Source organism: Pseudobutyrivibrio xylanivorans DSM 14809, from assembly GCF_900141825.1.
Taxonomy (GTDB): domain Bacteria; phylum Bacillota; class Clostridia; order Lachnospirales; family Lachnospiraceae; genus Pseudobutyrivibrio; species Pseudobutyrivibrio xylanivorans.
Genome location: NZ_FQYQ01000004.1, coordinates 1 through 15,024, shown reverse-complemented (window position 1 = coordinate 15,024; position 15,024 = coordinate 1). Strand labels below are relative to the sequence as shown.

Annotated in this window: 12 protein-coding genes and 4 tRNA genes; 3 read left to right on the top strand and 13 right to left on the bottom strand. The window is 40.1% G+C overall.

The genetic code is table 11. The features are described 5' to 3' along the window. Position 1: 1 nt before the first annotated feature. The 4 genes from BUA88_RS16140 to BUA88_RS04250 form a co-directional block, all read right to left on the bottom strand. A complete protein-coding gene (locus BUA88_RS16140; protein ID WP_155942184.1) occupies positions 2 to 166 on the bottom strand; it encodes a hypothetical protein in 165 nt (54 codons plus the stop codon). A gap of 137 nt (positions 167 to 303) precedes the next feature. Then, entirely contained in the window at positions 304 to 2,214 is a 1,911-nt protein-coding gene (locus tag BUA88_RS04260) for an ABC transporter ATP-binding protein (RefSeq protein ID WP_072913162.1), read from the bottom strand. Beyond that, entirely contained in the window at positions 2,207 to 3,979 is a 1,773-nt protein-coding gene (locus BUA88_RS04255; protein ID WP_072913159.1) for an ABC transporter ATP-binding protein, read from the bottom strand. Before BUA88_RS04255 ends, BUA88_RS04260 begins: the two co-directional genes overlap by 8 nt. A gap of 3 nt (positions 3,980 to 3,982) precedes the next feature. Then, the gene (locus tag BUA88_RS04250; protein ID WP_072913156.1) at positions 3,983 to 4,462 is read right to left on the bottom strand and encodes a MarR family winged helix-turn-helix transcriptional regulator; all 480 of its coding nucleotides are present in this window, start codon (positions 4,460 to 4,462) and stop codon (positions 3,983 to 3,985) included. A 268-nt stretch (positions 4,463 to 4,730) separates the two neighbouring features. On the opposite strand from BUA88_RS04250, the gene BUA88_RS04245 reads away from it, so the two are divergent. Continuing rightward, a complete protein-coding gene (locus BUA88_RS04245; protein WP_072913153.1) occupies positions 4,731 to 5,291 on the top strand; it encodes a TetR/AcrR family transcriptional regulator in 561 nt (186 codons plus the stop codon). Between the two features lie 60 nt (positions 5,292 to 5,351). Here BUA88_RS04245 and BUA88_RS04240 read toward each other — a convergent pair whose 3' ends face one another. Beyond that, entirely contained in the window at positions 5,352 to 6,290 is a 939-nt protein-coding gene (locus BUA88_RS04240; protein ID WP_072913150.1) for an ROK family glucokinase, read from the bottom strand. A gap of 28 nt (positions 6,291 to 6,318) precedes the next feature. Then, the gene (locus tag BUA88_RS04235) at positions 6,319 to 8,289 is read right to left on the bottom strand and encodes a transglycosylase domain-containing protein (RefSeq protein ID WP_242939577.1); all 1,971 of its coding nucleotides are present in this window, start codon (positions 8,287 to 8,289) and stop codon (positions 6,319 to 6,321) included. Between the two features lie 482 nt (positions 8,290 to 8,771). Between BUA88_RS04235 and BUA88_RS04230 the strand changes: the two genes are divergently transcribed. Then, positions 8,772 to 9,806: an aldose epimerase family protein gene (locus BUA88_RS04230; RefSeq protein ID WP_242939576.1), complete on the top strand. Its 1,035-nt coding sequence runs from the start codon at positions 8,772 to 8,774 to the stop codon at positions 9,804 to 9,806. 185 nt (positions 9,807 to 9,991) lie between these two features. Here BUA88_RS04230 and BUA88_RS04225 read toward each other — a convergent pair whose 3' ends face one another. Genes BUA88_RS04225 through BUA88_RS04215 form a run of 3 tightly spaced genes read right to left on the bottom strand, consistent with a single transcriptional unit; the run spans position 9,992 to position 13,240 of the window. After that, positions 9,992 to 10,930 (bottom strand): transketolase family protein, encoded by a 939-nt coding sequence (locus tag BUA88_RS04225; protein ID WP_072913141.1) that lies wholly within the window; start codon positions 10,928 to 10,930, stop codon positions 9,992 to 9,994. Further along, positions 10,930 to 11,757: a transketolase gene (locus tag BUA88_RS04220; protein WP_072913138.1), complete on the bottom strand. Its 828-nt coding sequence runs from the start codon at positions 11,755 to 11,757 to the stop codon at positions 10,930 to 10,932. Before BUA88_RS04220 ends, BUA88_RS04225 begins: the two co-directional genes overlap by 1 nt. A gap of 58 nt (positions 11,758 to 11,815) precedes the next feature. Next, positions 11,816 to 13,240, bottom strand: coding sequence for an ATP-binding protein (locus BUA88_RS04215; RefSeq protein ID WP_072913135.1), 1,425 nt, complete (start codon positions 13,238 to 13,240; stop codon positions 11,816 to 11,818). Positions 13,241 to 13,561: 321 nt separating this feature from the next. On the opposite strand from BUA88_RS04215, the gene BUA88_RS04210 reads away from it, so the two are divergent. Then, a complete protein-coding gene (locus BUA88_RS04210) occupies positions 13,562 to 14,557 on the top strand; it encodes a zinc dependent phospholipase C family protein (RefSeq protein ID WP_072913132.1) in 996 nt (331 codons plus the stop codon). A 97-nt stretch (positions 14,558 to 14,654) separates the two neighbouring features. Here BUA88_RS04210 and BUA88_RS04205 read toward each other — a convergent pair. The 4 genes from BUA88_RS04205 to BUA88_RS04190 form a co-directional block, all read right to left on the bottom strand. Continuing rightward, a tRNA-Phe gene (locus BUA88_RS04205) sits at positions 14,655 to 14,727 on the bottom strand. Between the two features lie 6 nt (positions 14,728 to 14,733). Beyond that, positions 14,734 to 14,807, bottom strand: a tRNA-Met gene (locus BUA88_RS04200). Positions 14,808 to 14,820: 13 nt separating this feature from the next. Then, positions 14,821 to 14,902 (bottom strand) — tRNA-Tyr (locus tag BUA88_RS04195). A gap of 29 nt (positions 14,903 to 14,931) precedes the next feature. Continuing rightward, positions 14,932 to 15,004 (bottom strand) — tRNA-Val (locus BUA88_RS04190). Positions 15,005 to 15,024: the final 20 nt, after the last annotated feature.

Sequence of the window (15,024 nt, the reverse complement as noted above, 5' to 3'; positions counted from 1 at the left end):
CTTATCCTACTGAAACATATCTGGATGTAATCTCTCGAACTACATCTTCCACATCTACCTTATCTTCAATTATCATTCTCCCACGCTCAATCTCCTCTGCAGTGAGAATCATATCCTCCATAGCAAAGGATGCCTGTACACTAGCGATCTTCTCGTCTGTAGACATTAGTCTCTCCTTAGTTATCGTCTCAAATGTCATAATAATGAACTCTGCTCCCCCGTAATTACATAAAAACATCATCTATTGTTATTCATTATAACATAAAAAAAGGGTTCTGACGACAAGCGCCAGAACCCTGTAAATTAAGCATTTTGAATCTTTCCTGTATATAACTGATAATACTTACCGCCCTCACCTATGAGTTCTTCATGAGATCCTCTTTCGATGATTCTACCCTGGTCAAGAACCATGATACAGTCCGAATTGCGGATAGTAGAAAGTCTGTGGGCGATAACGAATGTTGTACGTCCGTGCATCAGCTTATCCATACCATCCTGAACAATCTTCTCTGTACGTGTATCGATAGAGGATGTAGCCTCATCAAGGATGAGTACTGGCGGATCTGCAATAGCAGCTCGAGCGATTGCAAGAAGCTGTCTCTGTCCCTGTGAAAGGTTTCCGCCATCTCCTGTGATTACTGTGTCATAACCCTGTGGTAATCTGTGGATAAAGCTGTCTGCGTTGGCAAGCTTAGCTGCTGCAACAACCTCTTCATCTGTAGCATCTAGCTTACCGTAGCGGATATTGTCTGCGATAGTGCCGGTGAAAAGGTGTGTATCCTGAAGAACGATACCAAGCGATTTACGTAAATCAGCCTTCTTAATCTTGTTGATGTTGATGCCGTCATAACGAATCTTACCATCAGCAATATCATAGAATCTGTTGATAAGGTTTGTGATAGTAGTCTTACCTGCTCCAGTTGCTCCTACAAAGGCAATTTTCTGTCCTGGAGTAGCAAAAAGCTTGATGTTATGAAGTACTGGCTTGTCTGGGTTGTAACTAAAATCAACATCGTCGAATACTATGTCACCAGTAAGCTTCACGTAAGTTGTTGTACCCTCTGCCTTATGATAGTGCTTCCAAGCCCACATACCTGTACGCTCTTCACACTCTACGATTTCACCATTTTCTTCCTTTGCATTTACAAGCATTACATAACCTTCATCTGCCTCTGGCTTCTCATCGATAAGGTCAAATACACGCTCAGCACCAGCCATAGCAAGTACAATTGACTGGAACTGCTGTGAAATCTGATTTACAGGCATATTGAAAGCTCTGTTGAACTGAAGGAATGCTGCAAGACCACCAAGTGTAAGGCCTGTCCAACCATTTATGGCAAGGACACCACCGACTACGGCACATGCAAGGTAACTGATGTTACCCATCTGCATATTTACAGGACCGATGCAGTTCGCAAGACGGTTAGCCTTGTATGCATTGTTGTAAAGCTCTTCATTAAGCTCATTAAACTTCTCCATTACTTCGTCTTCATGGCAGAATACCTTTACAACCTTCTGACCCTTCATAATCTCTTCGATATTTCCATTTACTGCACCAAGAGCCTTCTGCTGCTTTCTGAAATAGCTTCCAGAACGACCAGCTACTGCTGCTGTTGTAAAAGTAATAAGGGCAATCATAATGATTGTTACGATTGTAAGTGGCCATGATGTAAGCACCATGTATGTAAATACAGTAACGATTGTGATTGCGCTATTGAGAATCTGTGGAAAACTCTGTGAAATCATCTGACGCATTGTATCGATATCGTTAGTGTAGATTGACATTACATCGCCGTGTGGATGTGTATCGAAGTAGCGAATTGGTAAATCCTCCATCTTCTCAAACATGTCATCTCTTAGGGAACGAAGTGTACCCTGTCCTACGAAAATCATTGTATAGTTGTAAACAAAGATAGCAATTGCACCAAGTGCATAGTAAACAATAAGCTCTCTAATAGCTGCTGCAAGTGGTCCAAAATCTGTGCTTCCTGACTTAAGCATTGGCACAATATAGGAATCGATAAGAGTCTGCATGAAAGCAGTTCCCTTGGCATTGCAGATAACTGCAGTAAAAATTCCTATAACTACTACTATAAGGTGAAGCCAGTAATTGGCTCCGATGTATTTGAACAGGCGGCCAAGGACTCCGCGTCGCTTTGCCTTCTGCTCTGCTGTCAATTTAGGAACTGATCCTGGTTGTGGTCCTCTAGGCATTGTCCTTACCTCCTTCCTCATCTACTTTATCGAAATCACCGCTTCCAGCACCTGTCTGCTGCTCGAAAATCTCGCGGTAAATCTGATTTCTTGCTAACAACTCATCATGGGAACCAAAATCATCAATCTTACCATCATCCATAACAATGATTCTGTCTGCATCCATAACTGAGTTAATTCGCTGAGCAATGATAAGCTTTGTTGTGTTTGGAATCTCCTCACGGAAAGCCTTTCTAATCTTTGCATCAGTAGCTGTATCTACAGCTGAGGTTGAATCATCAAGAATAAGTATCTTTGGCTTCTTAAGAAGAGCTCTTGCAATACAAAGTCTCTGACGCTGTCCACCGGATACATTTGTACCCCCCTGCTCGATGTGGGTATTGTAACCATCTGGGAACTTCTCGATAAACTCATCTGCGCATGCGAGCTTAGCTGCATGCTTTACTTCTTCATCAGTGGCATTCTTATCACCCCAGCGAAGGTTTTCTGCGATAGTTCCTGAGAAAAGCACATTATTCTGAAGCACCACAGAAACCTCATTTCTGATTGTCTCCACGTCATAATCTTTTACGTTTCTTCCACCGACAATAACTTCGCCCTCATTTACGTCATAAAGACGTGAAATCATGGAAACCAGTGTTGATTTTGCTGAACCCGTTCCACCAAGTACACCGATTGTCTCACCAGATTTAATCTCTAAGTTAACGTGATCAAGTACTGGTCTGTCAGCAGTCTTATTGTAGCCAAATACTACATCCTTGAACTTGATAGAACCATCCTTTACCTCATAAACAGGATTCTCAGGATTTGTAATAGTGCTCTTCTCTTCAAGTACCTCATATATACGCTGCATGCTGGCGATTGACATTGTAATCATAATGAAAATCATAGCAAAGAACATAAGTGAGAAAAGAATGTTCATGCAGTAGCTGAAAAGAGAAAGAAGCTCACCAGTTGTAAGTGTGCCGTCTAATACAATAAACTTTGCTCCAAACCAGCTGATAAGAATAATACATGTATAAACAACTACATTCATGAACGGCATTGTGAAAGCTACCATCTTCTCAGCAGAGGTTGCTGCCTTATATATTCCGTGGCTTCCATCTGTAAATTTCTTCTTCTCAAACTGCTCTCGTACGTATGCCTTAACAACACGCATACCAGTGATGTTTTCTTGTACTGAAGCATTCAAAGCATCATACTTCTTAAATAATGTATCAAACAATGGACGTGCCTTTGCCATTACAAAGCCCATAACTGTAAGCAATACAATCATGGCAACTAAATATACAGAAGCTAAACGTACATTAATTTTAAATGAAAGAATCATGGCAACTGCTACTGTAACAGGGGCTCTAAATCCCATTCGAAGAACCATGATAAACGCATTCTGCACGTTTGTTACGTCTGTTGTAAGTCTTGTTACAAGACCTGCTGTAGAGAATTTATCGATATTCTCAAATGAGAAGGTCTGAATGTTCTCAAACATCTTCTTACGTAGATTCTTTGCCAAGCCGGCTGATGCCTTACTTCCTAAGATTGCTCCCATAATACCACCGAACAATCCAATTAAGGCACATATCAGCATCTGACCTCCTATGCTGTATATTTCTGTAAGGTTACCTTGTTCAACACCCTTATCTACAAGATCTGCGATAAGAAGTGGTATAAGCATTTCCATAGCAACCTCAAGAACCATAAATACAGGAGTCATTATAGCCGCTAGCTTGTATTCTTTTATTTCCTGTAAAATTCTCTTGACCAAAACTTAATCCTCCTTCTTTATTTCCACATAGGCTTTGTAGTCCTCTGCGTTTTTTCTCATTTTTTCAAGGACCTCCACAACAAGATCCATCTGCTCTGGAGTTATGTCCTTAGTAATATACTCATCAACTGCCAATATCTGAGTTTCAGCTAGACTTGTGAACTTCTTGCCCTCCTCAGTGACAATGATTTGTTTTTTTCTGCCATCTCCATCTATTGGAGCCTTAGCAATGTACCCACTCTTCTCCAAGGTTTGTACCATGTCGGCAAGAGTAGATTTTGGAAAGTGGAATATCTTTTCCAAGTCTTTTTGGAAGACTGGCTCTGTCTGACGCTCTAAAAAACCTACCAACCATCCGTGATTGACGTTGCAATTTTCTACATTTATTTCACTCACTCCTCGGTTTACAGCTTTTCTAATTTCTCTAGATACACAATACAGTAAAATTCCTAAATGTCTTCTGCTATCAAAATCTGCCAGCATTTTTCTTCTCCTTTCCCTTATATTTTAGTTCGATTCCGAATTGTCCGGTTCCGAACTAATCCACATTATACACTCTAAAATGTGTTCATTCAACAAACAATTTATAAAAAATCTATTAAAAATTCCACGAGAGGCCTTTCACGTGGTATAGTAGACAATGAACTAAGAAAAGAAATAGTTCTGTTATTATGGGTTTTAGGCGACATCATGTGTTTACTCCATATATATGTGTTTCGAGGGGATAAATAATACAATAAGGAGTACAAATATGAGAGAAAGAAGTAAGGATTTAAGAGTTAGAAGAACTATCAATTCAATCAGACGTGCGTTCTTCGAGCTTGTATTAGAGAAGAACTATAACGAAATCTCTATTACCGAACTTACAGAAAGAGCTGGCATTAACAGAAAGACATTCTATTTACATTTTTCATCTCTTGATGATTTTGTAGCTGAGATTGAAGAAGAGATTGTGGCTGACATTCTCGATCATATCGGATCAAATGCTGAAGCTTTTGACTTAGCTGGATGTATCACAAACTTCTATCTGTATCTTGAGTCTTGTAATGAAGTTCAGCAGAAGCTTCTTTGCGACGAACATTACTCATTCTTCTATGAGTCTGTTACAGAGGGCGTTCTCCGTAGCGTTCCATTCTCAAGATTCTTTGAGCGTACAGAGTATCCATCAATTGTTCGTTCATACACAATCTCTATCACATTTATCTATAGAGATTGGCTTAAGAGCGGTAAGCAGATTCCATTTGATGTTCTTACAGCACAGGCTAGTAAGATTGTTGAGAATGGATATGCTGGAATTATTAAAAAGAAATAAATTCAGAACACAAAAAAGTGGCCCGGATAATCCGGGCCATTTTTTTATCTAAATTTAATATTAAAGAATGAGCTTCATAGCTCCATAGATACCTGCATCATTTCCAAGTGTAGCAAGAGTGATCTTTGTGTTCTTGCAGCCGTGGAATGCGATTTCGTTGAATCTATACTCAACTTCATCAATAAGATACTGGCCAGCCTTAGAAACACCGCCACCGATAACGAATGCCTCTGGGTTTACTACACAAGAAATAACCTCTAATCCCTGTGCAAGGTACTCGCATGCTCTCTTAACAACTTCCTTAGCAACAACATCACCCTTCTTAGCCTCGTCAAATACTGCCTTAGCATCAAGAGTCTCTACTTCTCTAAGTGAGCTTGCATCCTCATTCTGTGCAAGGCGAATCTTAGCAAGACGAGCGATACCTGTAGCTGAGCAATACTGCTCAAGACATCCGTGATTTCCGCAACCACAAGCGTTCTCCTCGTTGTAATTTACACGAATATGTCCGATTTCACCTGCTGCACCTGCTGCACCGCTAATAATATCATCATTTATAATTACACCGCCGCCAACACCTGTACCAAGTGTTACCATTACTGAGCTAGAGTAATCCTTAGCAGCACCCATCCAAGCCTCGCCAAGAGCTGCAACGTTTGCATCGTTACCAGCCTTAACCTTAAGACCACCAAGGCACTCTGAGAACTCTTTCTCTACGTTAAATACGCCCCATCCAAGGTTAACGCATCGATTTACAACGCCATCATCAGAAATAGGACCTGGGATACCAATACCAACGCCTGAAACATCGTCAGCAGAAATACCCTTTTCTTCCATCTTCTTGATAACTGCCTGTGCAAGATTCTTTAAAATGTTAACACCACCATTAGTAGTATCTGTAGGAACCTCCCATTTTTCAACTAATTCTCCCTCTGTGGTAAACAACCCACACTTACATGTTGTTCCGCCTAAATCAAGGCCAAATCCATACTTTGCCATTACTTCTTCTCTCCCTTTCGTAACTATATTATTCGGTTACCGTAGTAATCTCAATATCTGTAGCATCTTCAGGTATTGCGCCCGCTGGAATCTCCGTTCCTTCAAATGTCTGCGTTATGATTCTGTATGCCGGCTGTTCTTCCTGCTGCTCCACTCCCTCGGGATTTTCCTCGTCAAAGACACCATATGGCTCTTCGCCTTCCATATCTTCCATGTCTTCTGGGACTTCTGCCTCGGCTTCCTGCTCCTCATTACCAATATATTCTACTGGTTTCTTGAAAGGCACTGGTGTCAGACCTTCATGAATCTTTGCCATGAATTCATTCCAAATCTTCGCCGGATAAGTAGATCCCTTTAAACCAGGAACTTCCTTAGGAATATCATATCCCACCCATACGCTGGTCGTGTAGTAATCTGTGTAACCCACAAACCACCCATCTCTATTGTTATTGGTGGTACCTGTCTTCCCCGCAACAGGCATTTCCCCAAGGTCAATACCCTTCGCTGTACCGTCAGTCACTACCGATTGTAGCATATCTGTCATTGTTCGTGCAGCATTTTCTTTATAAACTTCAACTTCTTCCTCGGCTGTCTCATATATTACATTTCCTTTTGAATCGGTAATCTTTGTAATACATGTAGGATTTCTCATGTAGCCATCGTTATATATCGTTTCATATCCCTTTGCCATTTCAAGAGGACTTACACCAACAGTAAGACCACCAAGACATGCAGCCATACCGTAATCATCCCTTTCTATCTTAGAAAAACCGAGCTTTTTAAGATATCCAATACCTACCTGTGGAGTCAGTTCTTCATATAATTTCCATGCGATAGTATTCTTTGATAAAGCCACCGCCTGTCTTAAGGTCATCTCTCCAGCATAGGTTCCTCCTGCATTTTCAGGACCATCTTCTATTTCCTCATCCACAACAAGAGTGTCCGGAGTATACTCTCGCTCAAGCGAAGGCGTATATACTATCAATGGCTTTATTGAGCTACCCGGCTGTCTGAAGCTTTGGTAAGCACGATTAAGTGTATATCCATTAACCTCCTGGCTTCTTCCTCCTACAATCGCCTTTGTCATTCCTGTTTTGTTATCTATACAGACTGCAGCCGCCTGTAAAGCATAGATTCCCTCTTCATTCACATCAGTAAAATCTGCAAGATTTGTATCTATAGCCTCCTGTAGCTCGGTCTGCATATTTAAATCAATACTTGTATAAATACGATACCCAGAAGTGAACAGGCTCTTATTCCACTGATTATATGACTCCTCGTATGCCTTGTCATAGGCTCGCTTTCCCTCTGCAGTACTAAAATCATTATTAAACTCAAAACCATCAAGAGCCATCAGCTCCCTTGTCGCACAATAATATATATATGTTTCCACATAATTATTCTTAGTATTTGTGGTTCTATTAAGTATAATCTCTTCTCCGAGAGCAGCTTGATATGTTTTGTCCCCAATTACACCATCATCATACATTGCCTTTAAAATAAGGTTTCTTCTGGTTATTGTATTTTCCGGATTTACAATGGGGTCATAATATGTTGGACTATTTGGTATCGCTAAAAGATAGCAGATTTCCGACAGCGTTAAATCCCCTATATCTTTACTAAAATACCCCTTGGCTGCTGCCTGAATTCCGTAATATCCATTTGCAAAATAAACATTATTTAAATAGAACTCCAAAATCTGATCTTTAGAATACTTTTTCTCCATTTCAGAGGCTATATAAATCTCCTCAACCTTTCTCTGCCAGGTTTTTTCGCTGCTTAAGAAAATCGTTCTAGCCAACTGCTGTGTGATGGTACTACCGCCCTGTGTAATCTCTTTATCACGCATTGTTGCAATCAGCGCTCTGATAATGGCCTTGTAGTCCACTCCCCCATGCTGATAAAACTTCTTATCCTCTATTGAAATTATAGCCTGAGTAACGTATGTTGGGATTTGATCGAAGGTTATGTAATAGACGTCCTTTTCTCCTTTTAGCACTGATATCCTAGTTCCGTTTGCTGCATAAACTTCACTTGTTTCAGTTTGCCTAAAGGTTGACGGGCTGGAATGCCGCACGATAGTAAAAGCCTCCGTTTTGAGCATGGAGACCTTAGAAGCATAACCACTCACATAGTAGAAAGTTATACCTGCCATAAATATGAGTAGTAGTACAATTTGAACTTTAATCAATCGTATGATTTTGCGATCAACGATCTTTATTTTCTGCGCAGTTCCACTCATACCTTTATTCTACGCATTTGTCATTTTCTGTACAATACACCCCACAAATCTCTCACTAATTGCTCACAGAAAATTCAAATGTCACTTCTTTGACTTCTTTTATTATAAAGATTGATTAATTGTCTCATATCCCTTGTATTTACTAACACAGACCATTATCATATTGATAGTTTGGTTTAATGTCCCACTTTTATGATTTCTGGGGCAAAATATAGTCTTATATATAGGGAGGGTTTATCGTGGAAAAAGAAATTCTTGGCAAGACCAAAAATAATGAAGACATTATTGCCTACACTCTCGTAAACGAGAACGGTATGCAGGCTAAAATCATGAATTACGGATGTAACTTACTTGAGCTTTGGGTACCAGACAAGGAAGGCATCCTTTCAGACGTAGTACTTGGCTATGACAAAATCGAAGATTACTTTGTAAATGGTCCTGGCTTTGGCTGCTGCATTTGCCCTAACGGCAATCGAATCGGAGATGCTAAATTTACACTCAATGGTGTGGAATACAAGCTTGACGTTAATGACGGGAAGAACAACCTTCACTCAGGCTTCAATCCAATGCACAAACGCATCTGGGATATCAAGGAAGTAGATGAGAAGCACATCACATTCACATGTCACAAGGCTGATGGCGAGTGCGGTTTTCCAGGAGAAATGGATATCACAATCACATATACTCTTGGTGATGATAACTCATTAAGACTTGATTATTCAGGTGTTTCTGATGTTGATACAGTATTCAACCCAACAAACCACAGCTACTTCAATTTGAATGGTCACGACTCTGGTTCAGTTATGAACCACATCGTTTGGATAGATGCTGACAGATATACTCACACAGATGAGGCTTCTATTCCACTTGGCGAATGTCGCGAAGTTAAAGGCACTCCAATGGATTTCACTACTCCAAAGCCACTTATCAAGGATACAGAAGCTGATTACGACCAGCTCAACTGGGCAGGCGGTTTTGACCATAATTATTGCCTTAATAACCCATCACTTTCTAAGCCAAGTTGCACACTTGAAGATCCTGAGAGCGGCAGAAAGATGGAAGTTTACACAGACTTACCTGGAGTGCAGCTATATGCTGGTAATTACCTTGACTCTTCTCATATTGGAAAGGGTGGAGCTCCATATGACAAGCGTTTCGGCGTTTGCTTCGAGTCTCAGTACTTCCCAAATGCATTAAATGTACCAAGCTTTGCACAGCCAATCGCAAAAGCTGGAGAAAAAGCTCACTCAACTACAATTTATAAGTTTCTGTAAAAGCAAAATTTAGGTTTTCATGCTCCCGCAAGCCATCTCCCATACTGCGCTAGGCAACTTTCCCCTTCGGGGCTCCCTCCTAGCTTGCATGGGGTCCTCTTGCTCGCGCTTGCCAATTTTTTCAATTGCTTTTACTAAAAAAGCCAACCCACTGTAATGTGAGTTGGCTTACTTTTTCTTTACGATTAAATAAATTCCTTAATCTGCTTGTAGATTCCTTCTGCATCAAGCTCATACTTAGCAAGAAGCTTAACAGCTGGGCCTGACTCTCCAAAAGTATCCTTTACACCGATGCGAAGCATCTTTGTAGGGCACTTCTCTGAAAGAACCTCTGCTACTGCTCCACCAAGACCACCGATAACTGAATGCTCTTCAACAGTAACAACCTTACCTGTCTTAGATGCGCTCTTTACGATAAGGTCTGCATCAATAGGCTTGATTGTATGGATGTTGATAACCTCAGCATCGATTCCATCCTCAGCAAGCTTCTTAGCAGCCTCAAGAGACTCGTTAACCTCAAGTCCTGTAGCGAAAATTGTAAGGTCCTTACCTTCCTTAAGAACAACACCCTTACCAATCTCAAACTTGTAATCAGCATTATCATTGATTACAGGTACTGCAAGACGACCAAATCTAAGGTAAACTGGGCCATCCATCTTGTAAGCAGCCTCTACTGCAGCCTTAGCCTCAACATCATCTGAAGGATTGATGATAGTCATTCCTGGGATTGTACGCATAAGAGCGATATCCTCGTTACACTGATGTGAAGCACCATCCTCACCTACTGAAATACCAGCGTGAGTAGCACCAATCTTTACATTAAGGTGTGGGTAACCAACTGAGTTACGAACCTGCTCAAATGCACGTCCTGCTGCGAACATAGCGAATGAAGAGCAGAATGGAACCTTTCCTGTAGATGCGATACCAGCTGCAATACCTACCATGTTTGACTCTGCGATACCACAGTCAATATGACGCTCTGGGAACGCCTTCTTAAAGATACCTGTCTTTGTAGCCTCTGCTAAATCTGCATCAAGAACTACAAGATTATCATATTTCTCACCTAAAGCAACGAGAGCGTTACCGTAGCTCTCACGAGTTGCGATTTTCTTAACGTCTGCCATTACTCTTCACCTGCTTTCTTTAATTCTTCCATAGCAATTGCATATTCCTCATCGTTAGGAGCCTTTCCATGCCATCCTACCTGATTCTCCATGAATGAAATGCCCTTGCCCTTGACTGTCTTCATAACGATTGCTGTAGGCTGACCCTTTGTTGCCTTAGCCTCAACGAAAGCAGCGCGAAGCTGATCAAAATCATTTCCATCTGCAACCTCTACTACATGGAAGTTGAATGCTCTAAACTTATCTGGAATTGGATATGGACTGTTTACATCCTCGATACGTCCATCAATCTGAAGTCCGTTGTTATCAACGATTACACAAAGATTATCAAGCTTCTTTGCAGCTGCGAACATAGCAGCCTCCCATACCTGACCTTCCTGAATCTCACCATCACCAAGAAGTGTATATACTCTGTAGCTCTCGTTTGAAAGCTTAGCTGAAAGAGCCATACCAACTGCAACTGAAATACCCTGTCCAAGTGATCCAGATGAAGCATCAATACCTGGTGTATGCTGTACACATGGATGTCCCTGAAGATGTGATCCGATGCTACGGAGTGTCTTTAAATCCTCAACTGGGAAGAATCCTCTCTGTGCAAGTGTAGAATAAAGACCTGGTGCTGTGTGACCCTTTGAAAGCACGAATCTATCTCTATCTGCCTTCTTAGGATTCTTTGGATCGATATTCATCTCCTCAAAATAAAGGTATGTAAATACCTCTGTTGCTGATAAAGATCCACCTGGATGTCCAGCCTTAGCTGCATGAACACCTTCGATGATGCCTTTGCGGACCTCAATCGCTGTTTTCTTAAGCTCTTGATTTGTCATTTTTCTCCTCCTAATTACTTAAATATCCAATGCCGATGTGGCTATGAATTATCTTATTTTATCTCATTTCATCAAGTGTAATTAGCATGATGTTCTTGATAGCTGATGAAATGGTGATAGCGTTTTCGTGGAAACCTGCATTTGAGAACACCAAATAGAAAGCATCCCCCTGTCTATGAAGCTGCTTTGTCTTCTCGATAAGAAGCTTCAACTGCGCTACTTCAATAGGCTCGTGATTGTAATAGCACTGAGCAAATATAGTAGCTGATTTACCTTCGCATTTTCCTAGTGATACGAGGTCAAAACCATCTGTTGTACCGGCCTCATCATCATTAACCCACCAGTTTCCAATCTCCTCAACAGTGAATGGAAGCATGTTTTTATCACTTCTGTCAGCAAGGTATTCGCCACAGATTTTGATGAATACAGTTTCCATATATTCATCCATAGAAGCTTCTACTTTACCCCAAAGAGCTTCTATATCGCCTGATATATAGGCGTCATAATTTGGAACAATAAACTTGTACCAGAACAAGGTACTGGTATTTACTATTGAATATCTTGTCTTCTTACGATTAGTTATTTCTGTAATAGCCGTATCTTTTGTGCAGATACCAATAGCCATCAGGGAATTAAGGTATGGAACAACCACGTCCTTTGGCTTCTCAACCTCCGCAGAAATCTGATTTACACGGTTGAGACCCTTTGCCAAAGTAGCAAGCATATAGTTGTAATATGCAAGCTCTCTTAGCTCTGTAGCCATAATCTTTTCAGGATTAAGACCAAGGGCTATATTTTTATCTAAAAACAGTCTTGTAGTAATCTCTTTTAATTTGTCATCTCCGCTAATAGGAGTCAGACCAAAGCCATCAAAGCCCTCTAATCCAAGAAGCGCGGCTACTCTTGAGAGATTGTGAGGTATTCCACCAGTTATTCCGTAAAGATATGCCGCTTCCTTTGGACTAGCATCACCAAAAAAATGGCACGAATCATAGAAGCCCAATGGCTTAACCTGTAAATCCAGTGAAATATCCTTATTCCAGATTGCTTTCTTGCCCTTTACATATTTATCAAGTAAAACAAAAGCATCCGAACAAAGTATTAATTTGATTGGCAAATCCTTCCATGAACCCTTAATAGCCTCATGAAGAGCCTTATCAAACTCAGGATCGGCCTTAACAAAGTTTGGATATTGATCGATAATAATGAGCTGCTTAGCACTTGCTGCACGATTAGCAATCTCTTCGCAGAATGATGCGGCATCAAGTGACTCTACTCCCATCAATTGAGCTAAACGCTCTAATTGATGCTTTCCTGTAGTCTCGTAAGCTTCAAAGAAAATAGCTTCCTTATCAGTTGCAAACTCCTGTAGAAGCGCTGTTTTGCCAACACCAATAGAACCTGATACTACTGCAACTTCAGCGGTATCTCCTTCATAAAAACCATTTAACAACTGAATTTCATTCGTTCTTCCTTTAAACATAACACCTCTCCTCTGCAGCGCCCATTGGCACGTGCAAATCTATGGTATCACGTTTCAACTATTACTGCAATATCACCGATTTTCGTTATTTTATTTTAATAATTGTAAAGTATTTTAACTATTTCTATACTTACTTTTCTTACTTTAGCATTATCTCTTATTTCTAGCAACTATTCTTTCCCTTTTTTTACCTTTCAGGGTGAAATTTTAAAGAAATTTGAATACACAGTTATTTCTCAGTAATAAAATCTCATTATGCTATAATTAATAAGAAGGTTATTTTTCTATATTTACTAGATATAATATTATGAGGGTTAGCCTATGCCTGGTTTTATTGCACATTTATCTTTTGGAGAACAATCATTATCATTCATCGAATTCGCAGAAACTCGTAAGATTATCGACCACCATCAGACCTGCTTTAATCTAGGGTTAGAGGGGCCAGACATCTTTTTCTATCACATTCCAGCCTATTTATTTTATAAACATAATATTGGAAATGTTATGCATCGAGAAAGAGTTATGTTGTTCTTTGACAGCCTTTTTGATGCGAGAAACGGTTTTGAAGATACTCATGATAGAAATATTTGCGATGCTTATATTCTAGGCTGTATAGGCCATTATTCTCTTGATGTAGCTTGTCATCCATACATCTATTATAAAAGTGACCATTTTAATAATTTAAAACTTAGTGGGAGATATGATTTTGGGAAACACGTGTCTTTAGAAACAGATATAGACCACGTATTATTGGACCATTATAAGAAATTAAAGCCTACTAGCTTTGATTATGCAGCTGCAGTACGTCCATCTAACCATGAACAGGATGTAATAGCACGTTTATTATACGCAGCTATCACTAAAACATATGGTAATAACAGCATACGCATTGCTACAATCAAAAATGCTATTAAATCTTTTATTAATTTGAATCATGCTATGCACGACCCTACTGGACGTAAAAAACGAAATTTAAGACATATAGAACAAATACTTTTTAAGTGTGCCTTTATTTCTTCTATGATACCTAGTGATACAATTATTAAGTATTCTGATCCATGCAATTTAGAACATAATGAATGGAATAATCCGTGGAACCCACAGATTACCAGGACGGAAAGTGTTTTAGACCTTATAAATCAGACTATGCCATCTTATATTGAAAGAATTAACTTATATTCTAAAGCTGTTGGTATAGCAACTTTATCTGGTTTGGATATGAACGCAACAGAAGAAACCAATAATTATCTTCGCTATAGAAACCTTTTATTGGTTAGCTTAAGTGATTTAAGCTATCTAAGCGGACTTCCTTTATAGAATATATTAAACTTAGAAGATGTCGTAAGGCATCTTCTTTTTTATATGTTTATAAAAAAATACCCTTCAGTATTTCTACTGAAGGGTAAAATTAAAGTGCCCAGAGTCGGAATCGAACCAACGACACGAGGATTTTCAGTCCTCTGCTCTACCAACTGAGCTATCTGGGCACGTAGTTGCGGGAGATGGATTTGAACCACCGACCTCCGGGTTATGAGCCCGGCGAGCTTCCAGACTGCTCCATCCCGCGATATTAAAAAAGATGGGCGGTGGTGGATTCGAACCACCGAAGCAATTTGCAGCAGATTTACAGTCTGTCCCCTTTGGCCACTCGGGAAACCGCCCATATTATTAACTAACTATATTCAATTGAATGGGACCTACAGGGCTCGAACCTGTGACCCCCTGCTTGTAAGGCAGATGCTCTCCCAGCTGAGCTAAGATCCCACATTCAAAATATGAATTTT